Raw genomic sequence first — 23,818 nt, 5'->3', positions numbered from 1 at the left:
GAGCCCCGGACGTGTTTGCGGAAGCCCGCCTCACCAACCTGATCGCCAATCTGCTGGCGTTGCTGGCAGTGTTGGCCATTGTGGCGGGCGCGCTCATGTGGACCATCCGGCGCCCCTATTTCGCCATCAAACGTATCGAGATTGCGCCACTTTCGAATTCCGGCCTGCAGTACGTCACACCGCTGAGCTTGCAGACGGCGCTGGCCGGTCGTGTCCAGGGCAACTTCTTCCTGGTCAATCTGACCCAGGTGCGTCACATGATCGAAACCACGCCATGGGTCCGGCACGCCTCCGTCCAGCGCGTCTGGCCGGCCACGTTGCGTGTGCGCATCGAGGAAGAGCAGCCGCTGGCGTACTGGAATGAAAATCAGATGATCAACACCTGGGGTGAGGCCTTTACGGCGAATCGGGGCGAGTTGCCCGATGACATGAATCTGCCGCAGTTGAATGGTCCGGCCAGCTCGGAACGCCTGGTCGTTCAACGCTACGCCGAGATCGCCCGCTGGTTTGCCCCGCTGGGCCTGAGTGTGCACGAAGCAACACTGACGCCGCGCTATGCGTGGGAAGTCACGCTTTCGGACGGTGTTCATCTGACGCTCGGCCGCGATCCTGCGGCCGATACCACGGATCCCCATGGCCGTTCGGGGGCTCTGCCGTTTGCTGCGCGTATCGAGCGCTTCGTGCGCGCCTGGCCGGAACTGACCCGGCGTCTGGGCACCCGCCTGATTGCCAGCGCAGACCTGCGCTACCCGAATGGATTTGCCATCACCCTGGCCCCCGAAAACCACGCTTCCACGACCAAACCATGACCCGTGACATCAAAGACCTGATCGTTGCACTCGATATCGGCACCAGCAAGGTGGTGGCCGTCGTCGCCGAGATCCTGCCGGACGGGGGGTTCGAAGTACTCGGGCTGGGACAGCACGAGTCCGAAGGCATGCGCAAGGGGGTGGTGGTCAGTATCGAATCCACCGTCAACTCCATCCAGCGGGCGCTCGAAGAGGCGGAGCTCATGGCCGATTGCAAGATCCGCGAGGTCTACACGGGGATTGCGGGCAGCCACATCACGAGCTTCAACTCCAGTGGCATGGTGGCGGTCAAGGACAAAGAGGTCACAGCCACCGATGTCGCGCGCGTGATCGAGACTGCGAAGGCCGTGAACATCCCGACCGACCAGCAGGTGCTGCATGTCCTGACGCAGGAGTTCATCGTCGATGCGCAGGAAGATATTCGTGAACCCATCGGCATGAGCGGCATGCGTCTGGAAGTCCGCGTCCATATCGTGACCGGTGCGGTCAGCGCCGCCCAGAACATCGTCAAGTGCGTGCGCCGCTGTGGACTGGAAGTGCAGGATCTGATCCTGCAGCCGCTGGCCTCCAGCCTGTCCAGCCTGACGGTGGACGAGAAAGAACTGGGCGTCGTTCTGGTGGACATCGGCGGCGGGACCACGGACGTCGCCATCTACACGGGCGGCGCCATCCGGCATACCTCTGTCATCCCGATCGCCGGGGACCAAGTGACCAGCGACATTGCAGCCATGTTGCGCACGCCCACGCCGGATGCGGAAGAAATCAAGCTGCGCTATGGCATTGCCAAGCAGGTGCTGGTGGATGCCGAGGAGATGATCGAGGTGCCCGGCCTGGGCGATCGTCCGAATCGTAGCGTCAAGCGCCAGGCCCTGGGGGCGGTGATCGAGCCGCGCCTGGAAGAGTTGTTCGGTTTCGTGCAGCAGGTCGTCCGGGAATCTGGATACGAGGAACTGCTGGCCTCAGGGGTGGTGCTGACGGGTGGCACGGCGCTCATGCCTGGCATCGTGGAGCTGGCCGAAGACGTGTTTCTCAAGCCCGTCCGGGTGGCGGTCCCGATGTACGAAGGAAGTTTGTCCGACGTGATGCGCAATCCGCGCTTTGCGACGGTAATGGGTTTGTTGACCGAGGCGCGCATGCAGCGCGCCCGCGGCCGCAAGGTTGCGCAACAGAAAGGAGCGGTGAAGTCCATTCTGGCACGCATGAAGGAGTGGTTCATGAACTAGCCAGACTGCCGCGAGGCAGTTGTCCGGGGTGGAAGCCTTGGGCGGAGGGGGCCGGTCATGAATTTTTTCAGGGGAAGTTGTTCCGTTTTTCAGTACGTGAGGGAGTCAGACATGATGAATTTCGAAATGTTGGATACCAGCCGCAATGGCACCGTGATCAAGGTCGTCGGCGTGGGGGGTGCGGGCGGCAACGCCGTGGCGCACATGATTCATTCGGGGGTCCAGGGCGTGGAGTTTATTTGCGCCAACACGGATTCACAGGCGTTGGTCACCAGCGAGGCGCCGGTGCAGATTCGCCTGGGCAGGACAGGCCTGGGGGCCGGCGCCAAGCCGGAACAGGGACGAGCCGCGGCGGAAACGGCTCGTGAGGAAATTCGCGCGGCTCTGACGGGTGCACACATGGTGTTCATCACGGCCGGCATGGGCGGCGGCACGGGTACCGGTGCAGGTCCGGTGGTGGCCGAAGTGGCCAAGGAGCTGGGCATTCTGACGGTGGGTGTGGTGACCAAGCCGTTCATCTTCGAGGGCAACAAGCGCATGCGGCTGGCCGAAGAAGGTATCCGCGAGCTGTCGCGGCATGTGCATTCCTTGGTAGTCGTGCTGAACGAGAACCTGTATGAACTGATGGATGAGGATGCAACGCAGGAAGATTGCTTCCGCGCCGCCGATGACGTGCTCCACAACGCTTGCGCAGGCATTGCCGAAATCATCAACGTGGAAGGCAATGTGAATGTGGACTTTGAGGACGTCAAGACCATCATGGGCGAGCAGGGCCAGGCCATGATGGGGACGGCTGTGGCGGCCGGGACCGACCGTGCCCGGGTTGCGGCCGAACAGGCCATTGCCTGCCCGCTGCTGGAAGGTGTGGATCTGCATGGAGCCCGGGGCATTCTGGTGAACATCACTGCCAGCCGCACTCTGAAGATGCGTGAGACGCGCGAAATCATGGAAACCATTCGCAGCTATGCGTCTGAAGATGCAACTGTCATCTTCGGCACGGCCTACGAAGAAGCCATGGGCGAGAACCTGCGGGTGACGGTCGTGGCGACGGGTCTGGGGGCGAACCTCAATCGGCCTCAACTGGTGTCCAGCAACGCCGAGGTGCAGCGCAACGGGACGGACAACATGCCCGTGGTCGGTGGCCGTGATTTCGCGGGTACGGATGTTCCTTCAGTGATCCGGCATCGTGGCAATGCGAGCGCCACGGCGCAGGTTCGCGCCCTGGAGGGAGCGGGTATGGAACACTTCGATATCCCGGCCTTTCTGCGCAAGCAGGCAGACTGATCTTCAGCGTCGGCCTTCGTAGGCCCTCACAGTGAGGCTGCGGGTCCGCAGCCTGGCGTCTGACGCGCATACCCCTGCCCCTGGGGGTGTGCGCGTCTTCGCGTATCAGCGGTACGCCGTTGACGGTTTGATACGCAAACCTTCGTGAACGTCTCGTGGAAAACCCTCAGAGCGGTTACAATGACTCGATTCTGGCGGCTCGCGCCAGCCTCGTGAGTCTGCCTTTCAGAACAAATCATTCCATGCTCTTACAGCGCACCCTCAAGCAGGTCATTTCCACCAAGGGCGTCGGTCTCCATTCCGGACGGCGTGTGGAAATCACCATGCGCCCGGCGGAACCCAACACGGGCATCGTGTTCCACCGTGTGGATCTGCCCGAGATCGTCGACCTTCCGGCGCGTGCCGACGCGGTCGGCGATACGCGCCTGGCATCGGTCCTGCAACAGGGTTCGGTGCGCGTCTCGACCGTGGAGCACCTGATGTCGGCGCTGGCCGGTCTGGGGGTGGACAATCTCCATGTGGATCTGGACGCCGAAGAAGTCCCCATCATGGATGGCAGCGCCGGGACGTTCGTGTACCTGTTGCGCAGCGCCGGGTTGCTGGAACAGTCCGCGCCCAAGCGCTTCCTGCGTGTGCTCAAGCCCGTGGAAGTCCGCGAGGGCGAAGGTCCTGCGATGAAGTGGGCCCGGCTGGAACCATACGATGGTTTTGCGCTGTCGTTCGCCATTGATTTTCGCCACCCGGCCATCAATGCCACGGCCAATGTGGCCGAGGTCGATTTCGCGCGCGATTCCTATGTCAAGACCATTGCGCGGGCACGTACCTTCGGTTTTGTTAGCGAAGTCGAGGCGCTACGGTCCATGGGTCTCGCGCGCGGCGGCAGCCTGGACAATGCCATCGTCCTGGACGAGTACCGTGTCCTGAATGCCGATGGCCTGCGTTACGACGATGAATTCGTGAAGCACAAGATCCTGGATGCCATCGGCGACCTGTATCTCGCGGGCAAACCGCTGGTGGCCCGCTATTCCGCCTGCAAGTCGGGACATGGCCTGAACAACCAGCTTGTGCGCGCGCTGTTGGCGCAGCAGGACTGCTGGGAAGTCATCACCTACGAGTCCCCGGAACTTGCGCCTGCCGCGTATACCCGCGACTGGAAGCTGGCCTGATCTTCCTTGCGGGTGGCTTCAACGCCCGTGATGGTTGAGCAGCCGGCGGATGGCATCCGCCAGGGGACCCGGTGCCACCTGGCCGCTCAACGTTTCGAACGAGCGCAGCGCTTCCGGTCCCAAGGGCTGGAATTCCCTCAGTGGCTTTTGTGCCCCGCCAACGGCCGCCCGGGCGTCGATCCGGACGACAATCCGTTCAATGGGCCAACCGGACTGCTGCAGCCTTTGGGCGATCGCTGGTGTCATCTGGCGCAGCCGGGCTGCGTGAGCCGGTCCGGGCACCATGACGGTCAGTTCCGTCCCATTCCGTTGAGCCACCTGAATGCGACGTGCGAGCGCGGCGGGCAGCGTACCGGCCAATACTGCCTGCAACGCCAGCAGCTCGTGGGCAGTCTGCAGAAGATCTGATCCCTGGGGGTGGTGATCCAGCCAGTCCAGGGCCTGTACACCGGCCCGGCGCGACCGCGGGAAGGAGGCTGATTTGGACATGAGCGAGGTTCTGGTTGAGACGAATTCCAAAGCGACTTAAGTGCAGCTTGTCACTGACACATTCTAGCGTGTGGTTGGTGGCGGCTGTCGCCGGCCTGGCGCTGGCTGCCGCCGCGTGGGCGGGGGCCGGCTGGCAGTCGGCTCAGCAGAACGTGCCGGACGTGGTGTCACGGGTGCATTCGGGGCTGTCGGATGATTCGGCACGGCTGCAAGGAAGCCTCGCCGATCTGGCCGGCCGAGTCGGCGAACTGCAAGGCCGTTTGCTGGCCATGGAGGCGTTGGGTGCGCGGGTGGCCGAAGCGGCCGGACTGCGGTACACGGCGCCGGAACTGGTCCCGGACCCGCTGGCCGCGGCTGCGCCGGCGGCCGGAAAAGCAGTAACTGCCGGGACAGCCCCGGCGTTTCGAAACACGTCGGCGTCCTCGGATGCGGGGATGGGCATTGCCGAACGATTGGGGCGCCGCATCGACCGGCTGACGCAGCGCCTGACCGCCCAGGAGGACGCCTACACCCTCGTGCGAGACGTGCTTTCGCAGCAGTCGGGGCAGCGGGCGGGGCTCCCCACGGAGTCACCCGTGGACTATCCCTACCTGAGTTCGTCGTTCGGCTGGCGCCGCAGCCCGGTGAGCGGCCGGTACGCCATGCACGAGGGGCTGGACTTCGCGGCTCCCAGGGGGGCGGCGATCCGGGCGGCCTCAGGTGGAATGGTGGTGCGGGCCGGTCCTGTGCCGGGGTATGGCCGGATGGTTGAAATCGACCACGGCAATGGCCTGCGCACCCGCTACGCGCATGCGTCCCGCGTGCTGGTCCGGGTGGGAGATGTCGTCCGGCAGGGCGATCTGATCGCCCGGGTCGGCAGTACGGGGCGTTCCACCGGCACGCACCTCCACTTCGAGGTCCGGGCGGCGGACTATCCGCTGGATCCCACTCTCTTCGTCCAGAGGGCGGACGAGACGCCGCCGGTACAGGCTGACTCGCGCCTGGCGGGTGCTGGCCAAGGCGGCCATGCGGGGGGTTGATAGCTGCGTTAAACTGCAGCGTTTACCTGTGATCGCGTAGGCGGTTGCACCTGACAATTCTCCGGCCCTCCATTGCCGGGCCCCCCGCGACGACACACTTATGGTTTCTCTGCTCAAAACAATCATCGGCAGCCGCAATGACCGGCTGCTGAAGCAGTATCGCAAACAGGTGGCGCAGATCAATGCGCTGGAGCCTGCCATGCAGGGCCTGTCGGATGACGAGCTGAAAGCCAAGACGGGCGAGTTCCGTCAGCGCATCGCCGACGGCAAATCCTTGAACTCCCTGTTGCCTGAGGCCTTTGCGGTTGTGCGCGAGGCCAGCAAGCGCGTGTTTGGCATGCGCCACTTCGACGTGCAGATGATAGGCGCCATCGCGCTGCACAACGGCAAGATCGCCGAAATGAAGACCGGCGAGGGCAAGACGCTGATGGCCACGCTGGCCGTCTATCTGAATGCGCTCAACGGCCGCGGCGTGCACGTCGTCACCGTGAACGACTATCTGGCTCGGCGGGATGCCGAATGGATGGGGCGCCTCTATGGCTTCCTGGGCATGACCGTCGGCGTGGTGGTCCCGCAACAGGAAAACGAGGAAAAGCGCGCGGCCTATCAGGCCGACATCACCTACGGCACCAACAACGAGTACGGCTTCGATTATCTGCGCGACAACATGGAATACCGCCCGGGCGACCGGCGTCAGCGCAGCCTGGCATTCGCCATCGTGGACGAGGTGGACTCCATCCTGATCGACGAGGCGCGCACGCCGCTCATCATTTCCGGTCAGGCCGAGGACAATACCGAGCTCTACGTGCGCATGAATGTGGTCCCGCCACTCTTGACGCGCATGACCGAAGAGCCCAAACCGCATGAGCCCGAACCCGACGGCGACTACTGGGTGGACGAAAAGGCACAGCAGGTCCACCTGTCCGAAGCGGGGCAGATCAAGGCCGAGCAGATGATGGTCGAGCGAGGCATTCTGCCCGAGGGCGAATCGCTCTATGATCCGCGCCATATCGCTCTCATCCACCACCTGCTGGTGGCGCTGCGGGCGTACAGCCTGTTCCATCGGGACCAGCAGTACGTGGTGCAGAACGATGAAGTCATCATCGTGGACGAATTCACCGGCCGTCTGATGGTGGGTCGGCGCTGGTCCGACGGCCTGCACCAGGCGGTCGAGGCCAAGGAAGGCGTGCACATCCAGAACGAGAATCAGACGCTGGCCTCAATCACGTTCCAGAATTACTTCCGCATGTATGACAAGCTGGCCGGGATGACCGGGACGGCGGATACGGAAGCCTACGAGTTCCAGGAAATCTACGGACTGGAAACCGTGATCATCCCGACCAACCGGCCGATGGTCCGAAAGGACCAGAACGACCAGGTCTTCAAGACGGATGCCGAGAAGTACCAGGCCATCCTGGCCGACATCGTGGATTGCCACAAGCGCGGCCAGCCCGTTCTGGTCGGCACCACCAGCATCGAAAATTCCGAACGGCTGTCCGAGGCGCTGAAAAAGGCGGGACTGCCGCACGACGTGCTCAACGCCAAGCAGCACGCACGCGAGGCTGTCATCGTGGCTGAGGCTGGCAAGCCGGGGCACATCACGATCGCCACCAACATGGCTGGACGCGGAACCGACATCGTGCTGGGCGGCAGTGTGGACAGGCAGATCGATCTGGTGCACGCGGACGCCGATCTGTCGGCCGAGGACAAGGAAGCGCGGGTCGCCCAGATCCGGGCCGAGTGGGCGCCCGACAACGAGGCCGTCAAGCAGGCCGGTGGCCTGCGTATCGTCGGGACGGAGCGCCATGAGTCCCGCCGTATCGACAATCAGCTGCGCGGCCGGGCCGGCCGCCAGGGGGATCCTGGCTCATCACGCTTCTACCTGTCGCTGGAAGATTCGTTGATGCGGATTTTCGCTGGCGATCGCGTGCGTGCCATCATGGAGCGCCTGAAGCTGCCCGAGGGTGAACCCATCGAGGCACGCATGGTGTCGCGTTCCATCGAATCGGCACAGCGCAAGGTCGAGGCCCGGAATTTCGACATCCGCAAGCAGCTTCTGGAATACGACGACGTCGCCAACGACCAGCGCAAGGTGCTCTATGCCCAGCGCAACGAGGTCCTGGAGTCGGAGTCGGTGGCCGATACCATTGCCAATCTGCGCGATGCCGAGATCACTTCGGTGTTCCGCCACTACATTCCTGAAGAAACCATGGAAGAGCAGTGGGACGTACCTGGCCTGCAGTCAGCGCTGGAATCGGATTGGAGCATCTCCATGCTGCTGGCCGAGATGCTCGAAAAGGAACCCAATCTCACGGACGATGATCTGCACGACCGCGTCGTGGCCGAGGCGCGCCGCCTTTATCAGGAAAAGGTCGATCTGGTCGGACGCGAGGGCTGGGAGCCGTTCGAGCGCTCGGTGCTCCTGCAGGCGCTGGATTCGAACTGGCGTAGCCACCTGGCGTCCCTGGACCATCTTCGCCAGGGTATCCATCTGCGTGGCTACGCTCAGGTCGATCCCAAGCAGGCCTACAAGCGCGAGGCCTTCACCCTGTTCTCAGACATGCTGGACCGTATCCGCACCGAGACCATCCGGGTGCTGCTGACCGTGCGGATCGAGTCGCGCGAACAGGTCCAGGTCGAGGAACCCGCCGCGCCGGCGCTGGAAAACGTTCGCTATCACCACGCGGATTATGATGCGGCGCTGCGGGGCGAAGATCCAGGCCTGGATCAGGACCCGGACGCCGTGATTGGCCGGCGGCCCGAGCCGCCCGGCGGCTATCCACGTGTGGGGCGTAATGATCCCTGCCCGTGCGGCAGCGGCAAGAAGTACAAGCATTGCCACGGGCGGCTGGCCTAAACAGCCGCGCGTATCTGACCGGGCCCCTCCCCGATTGACCGGGCGGGATGCCGGCAGTCCGCTTGGGGGCATTGGTGCGCCCTCTGGGGGCGTACCACTTCATAGCAGGAACACCGTCGCCAGGCCCAGGAACAGAAAGAAACCCAGCGAGTCCGTGGCGAAGGTCAGCAATACCGACGAACCCATGGCCGGGTCCTTTCCGAAGCGATCCCGCAGCAGCGGGATGAGAACCCCCAGCGCGGCCCCGATCAGCATGTTGCCGACCATGGCGGCCATCATCACACCGGCCACCGCGTAGGATCCCGAAATCACCCACGCGAACGTGGCAGCCACCAGGCTGCCGCAGGCGCCCACCATGAAGGTCACCTGCAGCTCGCGCCGGACCAGCGGCCACAGGTTCGAGCCCGTGACACGGCCCGTGGCCATCGCCCGAATGATCATGGTCATGGTCTGGTTGCCGGAGTTCCCGCCGATTCCCGCCACGATGGACATCAGGAAGGCCAGGATGACGATGTGGCTGACCGTGTCCTCGAAGCGTGAAGCGATGAAGGACGCTGTCGAGGCGGTGCACAGATTGATGAGCAGCCAGGGTGCCCGGTTGCGCAGCGCCGACAGTGCCGGCGCGAACATGTCTTCTTCCTGCAGGCCGGCGCGCGAGAGCTGCTGCTCCTGCGAATCTTCCTGCAGCACGTCCACGACTTCATCGATGGTGACCCGGCCAATGAGCCGACCCTGTTCGTCGACCACCGGCGCCGAGACCAGGTCGTAGCGCTCGAACGCGCTGGCGGCGTCGGCGTCCGGATCCATCGGGTTCAGGCTCAGCACGTCCGGCTCCATCACCGTGCTCACCAGCGTGTCCGGCTCGCTCAGCAGCAGCCGCGACAACGACAGCGTGCCGCGCAGCAGGTCATTGCGATCCACCACGAAGATCTGGTCCGTATGGTCCGGCAACTCGTGCAGGCGGCGCAGGTAGCGCAGCACGACTTCCAGCGTCACGTCTTCGCGTACGCGCACCATGTCGAAGTCCATGATGGCGCCCACGGTGTCTTCGGGATAGCCCATGGCTGCGAGGAGCTGCGCGCGTTCCGCGTCGGTCAGACCCTTCTGGACTTCGGTGATGATCCCCGCCGGCAAGTCGGGAGCCAGATCGGCGATCTCATCGGCATCCATGGTGCCGGTGGCCGCGATCAGGTCCTCATGGTCCATGGACTCGATCAGCGACTCGCGGACCCAGTCCTCGACCTCCAGCAGCACGTCGGCGTCGTATTCCGGGGCGACGAGTTGCCAGACGGCCTGGCGTTCATGGATGGGCAGCGACTCCAGAATGAAGGCGATGTCGGCCGGATGCAGAGAGTTGATGATCTGGCGAATCTCGTCCTCGTGCTGGCGCTGCAGCATGCCTTCGAGGAGATTGGAGCCGTCTTCGTCCTCGGTGTCACGCTGGCGTTGTGCGAGCGTATCGACGACCTCCTGGCGTTTCAGGATGGTCTGCAACTCTTGCAGGGCGAGCTGGGCGTCTTCAGAGTCCAGACGGCGCTGGCCTGTGCCCGGAGTCACCGGATGTTCCAGGCCGGGTTGCTCGTCAGCCATGCGGGCGAGTCCTCAGATCGGGGGCAATGGACGGCTGCGGCGGTTTCCGTCCGTCGCCACGTAGGTCAGGGTTGCTTCGGTGACCTTGACCACCTCGGCTTCCAGGCGCTGGCGCTCTGCGTAGACCTCGACCGCGACCGTGATGGACGTGCGGCCGGTATGGATGATGTCCGCGTAGAAGCTCAGCAGGTCGCCTACGAATACTGGTTGCTTGAAGGTGAAGGCGTTCACCGCCACGGTCGCGACGCGTCCGCCCGCGCGACGCGCGGCCGGAATGGAAGCGGCAATATCCACCTGGGCCATGATCCAGCCGCCGAACACGTCACCATGGATATTTGCATCCGATGGCATTGGCATGACGCGCAGGACCGCGTGCTGGTCCGAGGAGGGCAGGGTGACGGGAGCGGAATCTGACATGACGACCTCGGCGGATGGAAGGGGCGGGAATTTGCGCAGTGCAGCGCGCGGCGCAGAGGCGCGTATTTTACGGCAATCAGAGCGCCGGGCCGGCCGGACTCTGGAGGAATCGGTAGGCCAGCGATACCCAGTACGCGGCACCCAGAGGGATCAGCGTATCGTTGAAGTCGTAGCTGCTGCTGTGCAACATGCAGGGTCCCATTCCATGGCCGCTGGGGCGGTGGTCGCCCATGCCGTTTCCGATCCACACGTAGCAGCCGGGGCGTTCCTGCAGCATGAAGGCGAAGTCCTCGGCTCCCATGGAAGGACGCACCTGGGGGTTCACCCGATCGCTGCCCACCAGATCGCAGAGGACCTGGGTGCAGAGTTCGGCCTCGGCGGCGTGGTTGATGGTAGCTGGGTATTCGCGCAGGAAGTTGAAGGTCGGCTCGCAACGCAGGGCCTGGGCGAGGTGCTGCGTCAGGTCGCGCATGCGGGATTCGATCAGGTCCAGCGCCTCGTCGGTCAGAGTGCGGACAGTGCCGCGCAGCACGGCGCTGTCGGGAATGACGTTGTCGGCCGAGCCTGCCCGCAGCTGCGTCACACTGATGACGCCTGCCTCGAGTGGATCCTGATCCCGCGTGAGGATGGTCTGGTAGGCCAGGATGAGCTGCGCGGCCGCCACGACGGGGTCCATCCCCAGATGCGGCATGGCTCCGTGGGCGCTGCGGCCCTTCAGGATGATCTCGAAGGTGCTGCTGGAGGCCATGATGGGGCCGGCCGTGAGGCCGAACGAGCCCACCGGCATGCCCGGCCAGTTGTGCATGCCGAACACCGCATCCATGGGGAAGTCCTCGAACAGGCCGTCCTGGATCATGCGGCGCGCGCCAGCGCCGCCTTCTTCGGCGGGCTGGAAGATCACATACACCGTGCCAGGGAAGTCCTTGGTCTGAGCCAGGTAGCGGGCGGCCGTCAGCAACATCGTGATATGGCCGTCGTGGCCGCAAGCGTGCATCGCCTCTGGGTTGCGGCTGGCATGTGCGAAGGTGTTGGCTTCGGACATGGGCAGTGCGTCCATGTCGGCCCGCAGGCCAATGGATCGGCCGGGTCGTTCACCGTCGATGCGGCCCACGACGCCGGTCTCGCCCAGGCCTCGGGCAGTTTCAATGCCCCAGGATTCCAGCAGGCGTGCGATGGTATCCGCGGTGCGGACTTCCTGGAAGGACAGCTCCGGCCAGGCGTGGATGTCGCGCCGGACCCGGGTCATGTCCGGCAGCCATTGCTCCAGGGTGGTAATCAGCGGGGTAGTCATAGGTGTCTGGCAATCAACGCGTCCAGTGCGGGCGCAACGTGGGGGTTGCCGGCGTATACGTAGCCGCTTTCGGGCCAGGGCTCTTGGTGGTGGATGTCTTCGCAGATTCCACCGGCGGCGCGTACCAGTGCCGTGCCGGCGGCAACGTCCCACGGGGCCAGGCCCATTTCCCAATACCCATCGTAGCGCCCGCAGGCGGTCCAGGCCAGATCGAGCGCTGCCGAGCCCAGGCGCCGGATGCCCCGGGTCTGGTGGATGGCGTCCTGCAGGCCCGGCATGTACTGGGCCTCGAACGAAAAGTCGCGGAACGGGAGACCGGTGGCGATCACGGACTGGTCCAGGCGGGTCGTGCCGGAGCAGTAGATGCGCCGCCCGTTGAGCCACGCTCCCAGCCCGTACAGCGAGGAGAACAGTTCCTCGCGGTTGGGGTCGTAGATCACCCCGATGAGCGGGGTGTCCTGTGGGAGAGGGGTATGGCCATCCGGGCGGCAGCCCGCGTGGCCGATGAGTGCAATGGACACCGCGTAGTGCGGAATGCCGCTGAGGAAGTTGGTCGTGCCGTCCAGCGGGTCGATGGACCAGGTGGCGGTCGTGCCGCGTTCGCCGCCGGACTCTTCGGCAATGATCCCGATGTCGGGGGTACGTGCCCGCAGGGTGTCGATGATGGCGCGTTCCGCGTCCCGGTCGGCCTGCGAAACCAGGTCGTTGCGGGTCTTGAAATCCACGACCAGGTCAACCCGGTGCAGCGCGTGCGTTTGTAAAATGGCGGCAGCCGTGTGTGCGGCCGTGACGGCGGCATCCAGGCAATCGGCGGACAACAGATGCGGTGTGGACATGGAGAAAGCCCTGTGCTGCGCCGCGGAGCCGTCGTGGCCCGCAAGGCGGGTTGTGTCCATTGTACTTGACCGGGTGGTGGCGTTACTGAATGTCGGGCAGTTTCGAAATCCTGAGTCCTGCCGTCTGGCACGAGAATCCGCAGGGGGTTCCGTGCAGCGACCGCTATGGCGACGTGTATCACAGCGATGCGGGGGCTCTGGCTCAGGCCCGCCATGTCTTTCTGGGCGGCAACCGCCTGCCGTCGCGGTGGCAGGGCCGAAGCGCCTTCACGATCTGTGAGACTGGATTCGGTCTGGGGCAGAATTTCCTGGCGACCTGGCAGGCCTGGTGCGATGACACCGACCGCTGCGCACGCCTGCACTATGTGGCTTTCGAAGCCCATCCGTTCGCGCTGCCGGACCTGCAACGTGCCTGGCTTGGGCTGCCGCCGCCGATGCGGCCCTTGGCCGAGGAACTGGGCGAACATTGGCCCGCCTTGCTGCCTGGAGTGCATCGGATCGAGCTGGCGGGTGGGGCCGTCACACTGACCCTGGCCTTTGGCCGCATCGAGCGTCTGGCCCGGCAGGTGCAGGCATGGGTGGATGCCTTTTATCTGGACGGCTTTGCGCCGCGTGTGAATCCGGCGATGTGGTCTCCCCATGTGTTTGGCCAGATGCGCCGGCTGGCCGTGGCGGGGGCCACCGCGGCGAGCTGGTGTGCGGCCGGACAGGTGCGGCGGGACTTGCGTGATGCGGGGTTTCTGGTGTCGCGGGCGCCCGGGTTCGCCAGCAAGCGGGACATGACCGTTGCCGTGTTGCGCCCCGGGTTGGGTCAGTCGCCTCCTGTGGCGATGGGCCAGGTTGCCGTCATCGGTGCCGGCCTTGCGGGGGCTGGCGTGGCCCAGGCGCTGGCTTTGCGGGGTGCCGATGTCGAGATCTGGGATCCGGCTCCAGGTACCGGTCCGTCGCAGACACCGTCGGGGGGCGCTGCGCTGGTCCCGGCGCTGAGCCCTGATGATGACACCCGGTCGCGGTTGTCCCGTGTCGGTCTCGAGAGGGCCTGGGCGCGCTGGATGACGTTGGCCTCCGGCGCGCGTCCGTCCGCGTGCGGCGCGCTCGTCTGCGCCCAGACCCCGGACCAGGCGGACTTGCAGCGGCGTGCCCTTGGGCGGTTGCAGTTTCCCGACACCTGGGTTGACCGCCTGGAGGCTGATGCCGCACAAGAGCGGTCTGGTGTGACCCTGCCCTGGGGCGGCTTGTGGTTTCCGGAGGCACTCCAGGTTTCTCTGGAGGGTCTGTTGCAGGCGTTGGGGACGGGCCGGGGAATCCGGCGGCGTGCGCAGCGCATCGAGGGATTGCGTCGGGGCCTGGAGGGATGGGAACTTCTGGATGCTGGCGGGCGGGTGCTGCAGGTTGCCGGACAAGTGGTGCTGGCCAACGCGCGCGAGGCAGGGCCATTGCTGGCGCGGGCTGCTTCGCCGCGGGCACTTTGGCCGGTATTGTCGGGAGTGACCGCCATTGCCGGGCAGCTCAGCTTGTATCCCGTTCTCGGCGGCGGCGGGGGGCAGGTACCCCGCTGTATTCTGGCTGGAAACGGCTATTGCCTGCCGCCGCAGAACGGGTGGGGGGTGGCGGGCAGCACTTACCGGCTCGCCGCCCAAGACTGTCTGGCAGATACAGCTGGCCACGAGGACATTCTGGCCAGGCTGGCCGGTTGGCTGCCCCAGGGCGCGATTCCTTGGCTAGGACAGGGCGAGCCCATGGCCTGGGCGGGGTGGCGGGCGGCAACGCGCGACCATTTGCCCATCGTAGGCCAGGTGCCGGGGATGGATGGATTGTGGCTGGCTTGTGCCTATGGATCGCGTGGCCTGAGCTGGTCCGCGCTGGCGGGGGACCTGATTGCGGCGCAGATCTACGGGGAGCCGTTGCCGCTCGAACGGGAGCTGATTCACAGGATCCGCGTTCGCTAGAATGGCCCTTCCTCAATGTGGATTTTATTTTATGGCGCAAATCCGTCAGAATAATGTCCTTTACAAGACTTGAGCGGGCCTATGCCCAGAGGATCACGCTGTGTCGCCCACCACTGAACTGGCGGACCCCATTTTTGCAATCGGCTTGGTCGCCTCGACACCATCCTGCGCTGAATGGACGTTTCATTCGGATGAGTGGCGCCTGAGGGTCGAAGCCCATGCGCCGGGGGTGTATCGATTGCGCTGTGGACCTGCGGGGTGGCTGGCGCCAGCCAAGCCGTCGGTCCGTGCGCAGCGCCATGCGGCCCTGCTGCTGGCGCGTGAAGAGGCGGTTGGGGAACTCGAGATCTCGTCTCCGGAGCCCGGTTGCTGGCGTTTGGCACAAGGCGAAACCGCTTTGCAGATCAGCGGGAGTGCCTCTCCGCTTCTGCAGTTGCTGCGCGGTGGCGAGCCGGTGGCCACGGCACGCTTCGCGTTGCCGGAAGAAGGCGGTGTCTGGCGCCTGGACTGGCTGCTGGACGAGGATGAGGGCCTGTACGGCTTGGGCGAGACCCAGGGCGACGCAGACCGGAGGGGCGAGTGCCTTGCCACGGATGTCGCGGCTGATCGCACGCTGCCGCTGGCGTGGAGCCCGCGCGGATGGGGGGTTTATGTCAATACGCTCGATCGGGTGGTTCACGATTTGCGGGGGGGCGCCCACTACGACATTCGGGCGACTGCCATCGGGCTGGATGTCTTCCTGTTCGTCGGGGACCCATCAGAGATCCTGAATCAGTACACGGCGCTCACCGGCCGTGCGGGCCAGCCGAATCTGTGGCCCATGGGGGTGTGGCTGGATCAGGCGCCGGGGCAGTCCCTGGCCGCCAGCCTGGAGCAAATCCGCAGCATGCGGTCCCAGGGCATGGCCATGGATGTGCTGGCATTGTCAGACCCCGCGATTGTCGGTTTTCAGGCCGACAAGCCCGCCTTCGAATGGACCGGGCGAGTCGCCGACTGGCGGGAATCGCTGACCCGGGCACAGGCTGTCAATGTCCATCTGGCGGGTTCCTGCTTTCCAGGAGTGCTGCAGGGCACGCCGCTTTTCGAGGAGTGGGCAGACCGCGGCTGGCTGCTGTGCGGAGCCGACGGCAATGTCTGGCTGTGCCCGGGGAATGCCGCGTCTGGCGGCAGGCCTTTCGGACTGCTGGATCTGACCCACAAGGACGCCCGCCGGCTCTGGACGGAGCGTCATCTTCAGGCAGTGGAAGAGGGGCTCGATGCCCCGATATGCCAGGCGCGGCTGGACTTTCCGCCCGGGATCGAGGCCCGGGGGGGCGAGTCTGGGGCCGTGCTTCGCAACGTCTATCCCCACCTGGCGCGCCAGGCGTTGTTTGACGCCGTCGCGGGGCCGCGCACGCCCCAGGAAGGCGTGATGGTGAGCCGCGACCTGTTTCCGGGTGTTCAACGCTATGCCTGGCAGCAGGGTCCCTCAGTTGACAACACCTGGGCTGGCTATGCCGAATCGCTGCGTGCCGCGCTGTCCGTGGGAAACAGCGGTGTTGCCGTGCAGACGCATCGCCTGGGTGATCCCGCTCGAGCCGTGGATGGCATGACGCCCGAACTGTATGTGCGCTGGCTATCCATGTGCGTGTTTTCGGGTAATTTCAGCCTCCAGGGGCTGCCCGCGCTGATGCCGGATGCTTTTGATGCGCGGACGCGCTCGCTCGTGGTCCATTGGCTGCAGTGGCGCTACCGCCTGCTGCCATATGTGGCCGGCATCGTGGATGATGCCGTGCGCACCGGCCTGCCGGTCCAGCGGTCCATGGCACAAGCTTTCCCAGCGGATCAGCAGGCCCATTTGTGGGATACCCAGTATCTGTTGGGGCCGGCCCTGTTGGTGGCACCGGTAATGCAGCCGGGCGAAACGCTGGAAGTCTACCTGCCGAAGGGCGATGCCTGGTGGGATCTGAATACTGGCTGGCGCTACGAAGGCGGCACACACTGGACGGTCCATGCCGGGCTGCAGACGCTGCCGGTATTCGGGCGCGAAGGCCACATCCTGTGCCTGGGCCCGGTCGCGCAGCATACGGGCGAGATCAATTCCGCGCGCATCCTGGAAGAGGTCTGGATGTTCGGCATGCCCGAGCACAATCCGGTCGTCATGCGCAACAAGATCCGGGTCATGCAGATGCAGGGATCCAGCTACATCAAGGGGCTGGAAGGCCTGCGTATCCTGTCGTCACAGGGGCTCGAGGTGAAGCGCCGCGGGGCCGAGGTAAGGATCTCGCGGGCGCGGTGAGTCAGGCTGGATCCAGCAGCCGGTGCGCGGGGACCTGGATGCACAGGTCGGGATCGAAGGCCGGGTTTTCATTCACCCCGTCGCGGCAGTACCCGCGAGGGTTGCACAGTACCCGCGTGCCGTAGACCGTGTAGTCGAAGCTGTCGTGAGTATGGCCGTGAATCCAGAGGTCGGCCCGACCCAGCAGGCTGGTGCAGTCGGAGACGAAGCCCGCACTGACCAGAGATTCGGCGAACCGCGGGTGTACGCTGCGCATGCTGGGTGCGTGGTGCGTGATGACGACCGTCGGCCCGTCGAACGGATCATCCAGCGCTGCGTCCAGCCAGGCGTACTGTTCGTGGAAGAGTTCAATGGAATCCTGGGGTGTGTAGGTCGAGCCGTCGGCGTTGCGGATGACCTGGAAGTCGCGCATGAACTCGGCCGAGCGCTCCATGGCCAAGTCCCGGCATTCTGCGCCGAATAGTTCGAAATCCGTCCATAGCGTCGTGCCCAGGAATCGCACGCCGTCGATCTCCAGGGATTGCTGGTCCAGCAGATGCACGCCACAGGCCTTCGCGCATCGGGCGAGTTCATCGCGTACGGCCGGGATGCTGCCGCCGTAGAATTCGTGGTTGCCGGCCACATACACCACTGGGCGGTCGAACTGGCTGGCCCACTGCATGGCGGCCGCAGGGCGTGCGATGTCACCCGCCAGGATGGTGATGTCGGCCTGTACCTGAGGCAGCGGCATGCCTTGCACTCCCAGGTGCAGGTCCGAGAGGATATTCAGCGTCAATGGTTCTGAACGATGGGTGGATGTCATGGCACTTTTCCCGAAAGATGACTGCAGCTTGACGCGAATTTTTGATGCTGTCAGAATAGCGGGCTCACATTGGGTCGTTAGCTCAGTTGGTAGAGCACCGGACTTTTAATCCGTTGGTCGCGCGTTCGAGCCGCGCACGACCCACCAGAATTTCCTTTCTCTTTCAGTTATTTAGCTGAATGGTCGGTTGAGTTGCCTCGAAGTCGCCGGCTAGCCATGACTGAATGGAGCCGCACCCGTGCGGCCCGTCCGATCGTGGCATCGTGCGCCTATCTGCGGTATTTTGCCGCTGGAATTGCAGCGCGTGAATATGTGTTTCCCCGTATGCGGTCGCCTCTGGTGACATTGCTCTGAGACCTCATGCTCGAATTCCTGCAGGCACTCAGCCGGGCAGCCGTATTCCAGACTGCTGCTGGTGCGGCACGGGGCGTGCGCGTTAGCCTGCCCCGACGTGAATCTCGTCGTGTCACCGGCTACTTTGCACGCCGCAACCGCAGAGCATTGAAGATCACCGAAGCGGAGCTCAGGCTCATGGCCAGTGCTGCGATCATGGGGGACAGCAGCCAGCCGGTGATTGGATAGAGCACGCCCGCTGCGATTGGTACGCCGATGCCGTTGTACACGAAGGCGAACAACAGATTCTGCCGCATGTTGTGCACGGTGTCCGAGGATATCTGACGCGCGGCAAGGATCCCGCGCAGGTCGCCTTTGACAAGCGTAATCTGGCCGCTGTTCATGGCGACGTCGGTTCCTGTCCCCATGGCGATGCCCACGTCGGCCCGGGCGAGCGCTGGTGCATCGTTGATGCCGTCGCCTGCCATGGCCACGGTGTGGCCTTCTTGTTGCAGCTTCTCCACCAGTGCCAGTTTGTCGGCGGGCTTGACCTCGCCATGCACCTCGTCGATCCCCAGCCTGCCGGCCACCGATCGCGCAGTGGTCAGACCGTCGCCAGTGGCCATGACGATGCGCAGGCCACTGTGATGCAGCGCTTCGATAGCCTCGCGGGTACTGGGCTTGATGGGGTCGGTGACCGCCAGAATGCCGGCGAATGCGCCGTCCACAGCCAAGTGCATGATGCTCGCGCCTTCGCCGCGCAGCCGCTCGCCGTCTGCTCGTAACGCTATAACGTCGATGCCTTCCTGGTCCATCAGGGCGGTGTTGCCGAGTGCCAGCCGCTTGCCATTGACCGTGCCGCGAACACCTATGCCGCTGCTGGATTCGAAGGCCTCCGTCACAGAGAGGGTCAGGCCCTGGGCACGCGCCGCGCTGACGATCGCGTCGGCCAGTGGGTGTTCGCTGCCCTGGTCCAGGCTGGCCGCCAGGCGCAGCACGTCTTCTGATGAAAAGCCCGGAGCCGGGACGGCTGTGTCGAAAGCCGGCTTGCCTTCAGTGAGCGTGCCTGTCTTGTCCACGATGAGCGTGTCCACCTCGCGCATCTTCTCAATGGCGCCCGCATCACGAAACAACACGCCCTGCGTTGCCGCGCGCCCCGTGGCCACCATGACCGACATGGGCGTGGCCAGCCCTAGCGCGCACGGGCAGGCGATGATGAGCACCGCCACCGCGTTGATGAGTCCGAATACCCAGCGCGGTTCGGGGCCGAACAGCCCCCAGGCAAGCAGTGTGGCGAGGGCGATCGCCACAACGGTCAACACGAATTTGCCGGCCACCACGTCGGCCATACGCTGCATGGGAGCCTTGGAGCGCTGGGCGCTGGCGACCATTTGCACGATCTGCGACAGCATGGTGGCCGCGCCTACCTTTTCCGAGCGCATCACCAGCGCGCCGCTCGTATTGAGCGTGGCGCCAATGAGTGCATCGCCCGCCCGTTTGGTGACGGGGAGCGGCTCGCCGGTAAGCATGGATTCGTCCACCGCGCTTTGGCCCTCGGTGACAACGCCGTCTGTGGGAACCTTTTCGCCCGGGCGCACGCGCAGCAGGTCGCCCACATGCACATGGTTGAGCGGGATGTCTTCTTCGCTGCCATCGGCGTTGATGCGTCGTGCTGTCTTGGGTGCGAGGCCCAGGAGCGCCTTGATGGCGGCAGAAGTCTGCGATCGGGCTTTCAATTCCAGCATCTGCCCCAACAGGGTCAGCGAAATGATGACGGCGGCCGCCTCGAAGTACACGGCCACACGCCCCATGGAGACGAACGACTGCGGGAACACCTCAGGTGCGAGCGTGGCGACAACGCTATAGACGAATGCAGCACCTGTGCCTAGGCTGATAAGCGTCCACATATTGGGACTGCGGTGTATCACCGAATGCCAGCCGCGTTCGAAGAATGTCCGGCCCGCCCAGAGCACGACCGGCAGCGATAGCACCAGTTCCACCCAGCTTTGGGTAGCCATGTCGAACCATGCGAACCGGTGACCGAACATGGCCAGCACGGTGATGATGACCGTCAGCGGCAGCGTCCACCAGAAGCGCTGCTGGAACGCCACGAGTTCACTGTTGTCTTCGGTATCCAGCGGGATGACGGGTTCGAGCGTCATGCCGCATTTCGGGCAATTGCCGGGATGATCCTGCCGCACCTCAGGATGCATGGGGCAGGTGTAGATCGTGCCCGCGGGCAAATCTGCGAGACTGGCTGCGTCCGGTTGGCCGTTGTGCCCCGGATGCGAATCATGGTGGTGTGTGTGATGATCCATGGGGATTCCTTTGAGGAGCGTGCAATTTTTTCCGTGTCCAGGCGGGCCAGAGTGTGCGAGCCGTCTGGATCGGTACCGTACCATCGCCGAACATTGCACTTAGCAGGCCTTTGTGCGTGCGCAGGATACCCAGCCCCGCGAACGCATGCAAGCAAAGCGCGGCTATCATCATCCAGGCACCATAGACGTGTGTACGGATGACCAGCAGGAACATCCAGCGGGGTGCATCCGGCAATATGTAGAGATAGAGGCCGCTCGCGCCGACCGATGCAGTCGCACACAAGAGCACGATGAGAACCAGTCGCTGTGCGGGGTCGAAACGCCCTGTGTGGAATGCCGCAGGCTGGCGGCCCCGCGACAGGATGCATGTCAGGAAAGACCGTAACCAGCGCCACTCGTCCGGTCGAAAATGCACGATGTCACGCACGAGGCCGAGAGTGGGTGAACGGAATATGCCTATCGCCCAGAGGAGGGCGATGACAAAAGCCAGCCCTCCGAGCCGGTGTACCCCATTGACCGCAGCGTGGCCACCCACGGCGGCCACCAGGACAGCCGGGATCTGATCTCCCAGGGCCAGGCCCGTGGCTATCAGGGTGATTGCAGCGATGGCATTCACGCCATGCGCGAGCCGGACGGTGTGATTGTGGCGCTGAATGCGTTCCGGTTCCATGCTCGCCGCGGATTACCGCACGGTAAACGTGACGCTTTTGGGGGGCAGCAGCCCTTCGTGGGTAGGCCCCGCAAGCTCCACGAAGAGCGTGTGTTTTCCAGGGGGCAGTGGTAAGCGTAGAAGTCCGTTCTGGTAGATGGCGATTTCTGAGCCGCCGTCCACTGACAAGTGCAGGTGGTCCAGGCCCTCGAGGGGTTGGCCGATCTTGGCACCCTGGACTTCGACCTGGAGGATAACGGGGCTGTTGACGACAGCCCCTTGGGCCGGTGCCTGAATGGCAAAGGACGGCGAGGTTGCCGACAGGGCCTCGCTCGAGAACAACAGCAGCAGGCTCAACACTGCGCTGCTTGTGACAATGAACTGGGTGACGCGGGCTTTCATGCTGACCTCGGGGTTACTGTGTATCGCTCAGCGGTCCGTCTCTCCAAACCGTTCGCAAAGTTGAAAGTAATCGATCGTGTTGTCAAATCCGTCAATTTCCTGGTTCTTGAGTCGATCAACAGCCTTTGCAAATCCCGTCCATGCAGCAAGCGCCAGGGTGCTGGCGGTGCTGATTCGGCGCACCCCAATGTCGGCGAGTGTCTTGAATCCGAGTTTGGCTGCTGGACCCATCATGACGTTGACTGGCTTGGGCGCGACCGCCCTGACGACTGCACCGATCTGGTCTTTGGTGGAAAGGCCGGGCGCGTAGAGGCAGTCTGCTCCGGCCTCGGCGTACGCCGACAGCCGCTTGATGGTTTCACTGAGGTCGGGCTGGCCAACCAGGAAGCATTCGGCGCGTCCGACCAGCATGACGTTGGGATCGATGGCATCGATGGCTTCACGAGCGGCCTGCATGCGCTCGATTGCGGTATCGAGGTCGTACAGCCTGGTACCTTGCGCATCCTGCACAGAATCTTCGATGGATAGTGCGGATATGCCCGTGCGCACGCATTTCTGAACGTTGTCCGTCAGCTTTTCGATAGTGCTAGCGTAACCGTCCTCGAAGTCCACGTTCACCGGCAGTCGAGTCGCCTGTACCAGTTCGTTGCAATGGCGCAGCACTTCGTCGACGCCAATCTTGCGATCCGGCCTCCCGCGTGAAAAGGCGTACCCGGCGCTGGTGGTCGCCAGGGCCTTGAAACCCGCTTGCTCCAACCAGCGTGCCGAGCCGGGATCCCATGGGTTGGGCAAGATGAAGCAGCCGCTTTTGTGCAATTTGCGAAAGGCCGTATGGCGTTGTGAGAAGTCGCTCTGGATCATTCGAATTCCTCCGATGTTGGGTCCGGATGGGTCAATTTTCCTCCATCCGCAACGAGCCGTTCATGTTTCGGGTCCGCCGGGGTCGAAGCCGCTGAACGGATGGGCAAACTCGTCTGGCGGTTGTGACTGGCTGCGGGGCATGAGCGGAAGCGAAAGTTGAAATGTGGTCGCGTTGATGTTCGATTGGGCGCTGATTCTGCCGCCGTGCGCTTCGATGATGGATTTTGCGATGGCAAGCCCCAGGCCGGCTCCTTCGCCACTGCGCTGCCGGGAGGCGTCCAGCCGGTAGAACCGGTCAAAGATGCGAGGCAAGTGCTCTTCGGGGATGACGGGGCCAGGGTTGCGGATCTGCACGATGGCTTGGTGGTTGCTCGTTGCCAGGCTGACCGTGACGCCATGCCTGGGCGGCGTATATCGAATGGCGTTCGATAGCAGGTTGCTCAACGCCCGGCGGATCATCAATCGGTCCCCAAGGATGCATATCGGGTTTCCCGTAATCTCGAGGGCGACCTCGCGCTCCTCCGCCCAGGCGCCGAAGTAGTCGAAGAGGTTCCGGAGTTCGGCGTCCAGATCGATCGTAGTGAGTTCGGGCTTGAGCCGCTGGTTGTCGGCCTGAGCGAGGAACAGCATGTCGCCCACCATCTTTGCCATGCGTTCGTACTCTTCCAGGTTTGAGTACAGGATTTCGCGGTATTGCTCAATGCTACGCGGTTGTGAAATCGCCACCTCGGTCTGGGTTTTCAAGTTCGTGATGGGTGTGCGCAATTCGTGTGCGATGTCGCCAGAGAAGTCCGACAGACGCTGGAAGAGTGTCTCCAACCGTTCGATCATGTCATTAAAAGCCAAAACCAGTTCCATCAACTCGGCAGGCACTGTCTGAAGATCCAGCCGGACGTGCAGCTGATCCGTCTTGATTTTCCGGATCTCCCGGCTGATGCGCCGGATGGGCGCGTGCCCCTGGTGGACGGCCAGCCAGGTCGCCAGAATTGCAACCAGGCAGGTGATTGCGGTGAGCGTCCAGAGATAGGAGTGAAAGCGCTGCAGATAGTGCAGATGAAAGTCGATGCCCGTTGCGACAGCGATCGTCAGCGGCTCTGCGCTCGGCCCGACGGCGGAAGGTGCTTGCACCACGGCGGCACGCAAGGTCTCACCGTTCGCCTGCCAGACGCTGACGTTGTCGGTGGTGACCGTCTTGACTGGCCGGACGCCCTTCGCGAGTTGGCTGAGGCTGGGGCCGGAAGTTGC

Annotated in this window: 19 protein-coding genes and 1 tRNA gene; 9 read left to right on the top strand and 11 right to left on the bottom strand. The window is 64.0% G+C overall.

The annotated features are described in order from the left end of the window. Positions 1–11 precede the first annotated feature (11 nt). The 4 genes from EPN31_RS00185 (at position 12) to lpxC (ending at position 4,482) form a co-directional block, all read left to right on the top strand. Entirely contained in the window at positions 12–809 is a 798-nt protein-coding gene (locus tag EPN31_RS00185) for a cell division protein FtsQ/DivIB (RefSeq protein ID WP_291768002.1), read from the top strand. Beyond that, a complete protein-coding gene (gene ftsA / locus EPN31_RS00180; protein WP_291768001.1) occupies positions 806–2,032 on the top strand; it encodes a cell division protein FtsA in 1,227 nt (408 codons plus the stop codon). The genes EPN31_RS00185 and ftsA overlap by 4 nt, the downstream gene beginning before the upstream one ends. 111 nt (positions 2,033–2,143) lie before the next feature. Then, positions 2,144–3,316: a cell division protein FtsZ gene (gene ftsZ / locus EPN31_RS00175; protein WP_291768000.1), complete on the top strand. Its 1,173-nt coding sequence runs from the start codon at positions 2,144–2,146 to the stop codon at positions 3,314–3,316. Positions 3,317–3,558: 242 nt separating this feature from the next. Beyond that, positions 3,559–4,482 (top strand): UDP-3-O-acyl-N-acetylglucosamine deacetylase, encoded by a 924-nt coding sequence (gene lpxC, locus EPN31_RS00170; protein ID WP_291767999.1) that lies wholly within the window; start codon positions 3,559–3,561, stop codon positions 4,480–4,482. A gap of 18 nt (positions 4,483–4,500) precedes the next feature. Here the strand turns inward: lpxC and EPN31_RS00165 are convergent, their stop codons facing one another. Beyond that, positions 4,501–4,971, bottom strand: coding sequence for a DciA family protein (locus tag EPN31_RS00165; protein WP_291767998.1), 471 nt, complete (start codon positions 4,969–4,971; stop codon positions 4,501–4,503). A 47-nt stretch (positions 4,972–5,018) separates the two neighbouring features. On the opposite strand from EPN31_RS00165, the gene EPN31_RS00160 reads away from it, so the two are divergent. Beyond that, positions 5,019–5,990 (top strand): M23 family metallopeptidase, encoded by a 972-nt coding sequence (locus EPN31_RS00160; protein ID WP_291767997.1) that lies wholly within the window; start codon positions 5,019–5,021, stop codon positions 5,988–5,990. Positions 5,991–6,090: 100 nt separating this feature from the next. Beyond that, a complete protein-coding gene (gene secA, locus EPN31_RS00155; protein WP_291767996.1) occupies positions 6,091–8,847 on the top strand; it encodes a preprotein translocase subunit SecA in 2,757 nt (918 codons plus the stop codon). Between the two features lie 99 nt (positions 8,848–8,946). On the opposite strand, the gene mgtE is transcribed toward secA, so the two are convergent. The 4 genes from mgtE to EPN31_RS00135 form a co-directional block, all read right to left on the bottom strand. Then, on the bottom strand, positions 8,947–10,437 hold the full coding sequence (gene mgtE / locus EPN31_RS00150) for a magnesium transporter (protein WP_291767995.1): 1,491 nt from the start codon (positions 10,435–10,437) through the stop codon (positions 8,947–8,949). Positions 10,438–10,449: 12 nt separating this feature from the next. Next, entirely contained in the window at positions 10,450–10,854 is a 405-nt protein-coding gene (locus EPN31_RS00145) for an acyl-CoA thioesterase (protein WP_291767994.1), read from the bottom strand. A 76-nt stretch (positions 10,855–10,930) separates the two neighbouring features. Continuing rightward, positions 10,931–12,145 (bottom strand): M20 aminoacylase family protein, encoded by a 1,215-nt coding sequence (locus EPN31_RS00140; RefSeq protein WP_291767993.1) that lies wholly within the window; start codon positions 12,143–12,145, stop codon positions 10,931–10,933. Then, positions 12,142–12,981, bottom strand: a complete 840-nt coding sequence (locus EPN31_RS00135; protein WP_291767992.1) for an inositol monophosphatase family protein — start codon at positions 12,979–12,981, stop codon at positions 12,142–12,144. The genes EPN31_RS00140 and EPN31_RS00135 overlap by 4 nt, the downstream gene beginning before the upstream one ends. A gap of 89 nt (positions 12,982–13,070) precedes the next feature. On the opposite strand from EPN31_RS00135, the gene mnmD reads away from it, so the two are divergent. Further along, entirely contained in the window at positions 13,071–14,930 is a 1,860-nt protein-coding gene (mnmD, locus tag EPN31_RS00130; protein WP_291767991.1) for a tRNA (5-methylaminomethyl-2-thiouridine)(34)-methyltransferase MnmD, read from the top strand. 145 nt (positions 14,931–15,075) lie between these two features. Continuing rightward, the gene (locus tag EPN31_RS00125) at positions 15,076–17,208 is read left to right on the top strand and encodes a glycoside hydrolase family 31 protein (protein ID WP_291768022.1); all 2,133 of its coding nucleotides are present in this window, start codon (positions 15,076–15,078) and stop codon (positions 17,206–17,208) included. A 1-nt stretch (position 17,209) separates the two neighbouring features. Here the strand turns inward: EPN31_RS00125 and EPN31_RS00120 are convergent, their stop codons facing one another. Continuing rightward, entirely contained in the window at positions 17,210–18,010 is an 801-nt protein-coding gene (locus EPN31_RS00120; RefSeq protein WP_291767990.1) for a metallophosphoesterase, read from the bottom strand. 71 nt (positions 18,011–18,081) lie between these two features. Here EPN31_RS00120 and EPN31_RS00115 point away from each other — a divergent pair. After that, a tRNA-Lys gene (locus EPN31_RS00115) sits at positions 18,082–18,157 on the top strand. A 326-nt stretch (positions 18,158–18,483) separates the two neighbouring features. Here EPN31_RS00115 and EPN31_RS00110 read toward each other — a convergent pair. From EPN31_RS00110 to EPN31_RS00090, 5 genes are all read right to left on the bottom strand, one after another. Beyond that, the gene (locus EPN31_RS00110; RefSeq protein WP_291767989.1) at positions 18,484–20,661 is read right to left on the bottom strand and encodes a copper-translocating P-type ATPase; all 2,178 of its coding nucleotides are present in this window, start codon (positions 20,659–20,661) and stop codon (positions 18,484–18,486) included. Further along, entirely contained in the window at positions 20,636–21,331 is a 696-nt protein-coding gene (locus tag EPN31_RS00105) for a cytochrome b/b6 domain-containing protein (protein WP_291767988.1), read from the bottom strand. Before EPN31_RS00105 ends, EPN31_RS00110 begins: the two co-directional genes overlap by 26 nt. A 12-nt stretch (positions 21,332–21,343) precedes the next feature. After that, positions 21,344–21,712, bottom strand: coding sequence for a hypothetical protein (locus EPN31_RS00100; RefSeq protein WP_291767987.1), 369 nt, complete (start codon positions 21,710–21,712; stop codon positions 21,344–21,346). A gap of 27 nt (positions 21,713–21,739) precedes the next feature. Beyond that, on the bottom strand, positions 21,740–22,573 hold the full coding sequence (locus EPN31_RS00095; RefSeq protein WP_291767986.1) for an isocitrate lyase/phosphoenolpyruvate mutase family protein: 834 nt from the start codon (positions 22,571–22,573) through the stop codon (positions 21,740–21,742). Between the two features lie 60 nt (positions 22,574–22,633). Then, the coding region (locus EPN31_RS00090; protein WP_291767985.1) for a Cu(+)/Ag(+) sensor histidine kinase at positions 22,634–23,818 on the bottom strand (1,185 nt) is incomplete at its 5' end.

Source organism: Castellaniella sp., from assembly GCF_004321985.1.
Lineage (GTDB): Bacteria > Pseudomonadota > Gammaproteobacteria > Burkholderiales > Burkholderiaceae_B > Castellaniella.
Note: the sequence above shows the minus strand (reverse complement) of the source record. Positions and strands in the feature narration are given on the sequence as shown.

Excerpts from the sequence above, each read along its gene's own strand:
- ftsA (WP_291768001.1), top strand. The coding sequence starts at position 806 with ATGACCCGTGACATCAAAGACCTGATCGTTGCACTCGATATCGGCACC.
- ftsZ (WP_291768000.1), top strand. The coding sequence starts at position 2,144 with ATGATGAATTTCGAAATGTTGGATACCAGCCGCAATGGCACCGTGATC.
- lpxC (WP_291767999.1), top strand. The coding sequence starts at position 3,559 with ATGCTCTTACAGCGCACCCTCAAGCAGGTCATTTCCACCAAGGGCGTC.
- EPN31_RS00165 (WP_291767998.1), bottom strand. The coding sequence starts at position 4,971 with ATGTCCAAATCAGCCTCCTTCCCGCGGTCGCGCCGGGCCGGTGTACAG.
- secA (WP_291767996.1), top strand. The coding sequence starts at position 6,091 with ATGGTTTCTCTGCTCAAAACAATCATCGGCAGCCGCAATGACCGGCTG.
- mgtE (WP_291767995.1), bottom strand. The coding sequence starts at position 10,437 with ATGGCTGACGAGCAACCCGGCCTGGAACATCCGGTGACTCCGGGCACA.
- EPN31_RS00145 (WP_291767994.1), bottom strand. The coding sequence starts at position 10,854 with ATGTCAGATTCCGCTCCCGTCACCCTGCCCTCCTCGGACCAGCACGCG.
- EPN31_RS00140 (WP_291767993.1), bottom strand. The coding sequence starts at position 12,145 with ATGACTACCCCGCTGATTACCACCCTGGAGCAATGGCTGCCGGACATG.
- EPN31_RS00135 (WP_291767992.1), bottom strand. The coding sequence starts at position 12,981 with ATGTCCACACCGCATCTGTTGTCCGCCGATTGCCTGGATGCCGCCGTC.
- mnmD (WP_291767991.1), top strand. The coding sequence starts at position 13,071 with ATGTCGGGCAGTTTCGAAATCCTGAGTCCTGCCGTCTGGCACGAGAAT.
- EPN31_RS00120 (WP_291767990.1), bottom strand. The coding sequence starts at position 18,010 with ATGACATCCACCCATCGTTCAGAACCATTGACGCTGAATATCCTCTCG.
- EPN31_RS00110 (WP_291767989.1), bottom strand. The coding sequence starts at position 20,661 with ATGGATCATCACACACACCACCATGATTCGCATCCGGGGCACAACGGC.
- EPN31_RS00105 (WP_291767988.1), bottom strand. The coding sequence starts at position 21,331 with ATGGAACCGGAACGCATTCAGCGCCACAATCACACCGTCCGGCTCGCG.
- EPN31_RS00100 (WP_291767987.1), bottom strand. The coding sequence starts at position 21,712 with ATGAAAGCCCGCGTCACCCAGTTCATTGTCACAAGCAGCGCAGTGTTG.
- EPN31_RS00095 (WP_291767986.1), bottom strand. The coding sequence starts at position 22,573 with ATGATCCAGAGCGACTTCTCACAACGCCATACGGCCTTTCGCAAATTG.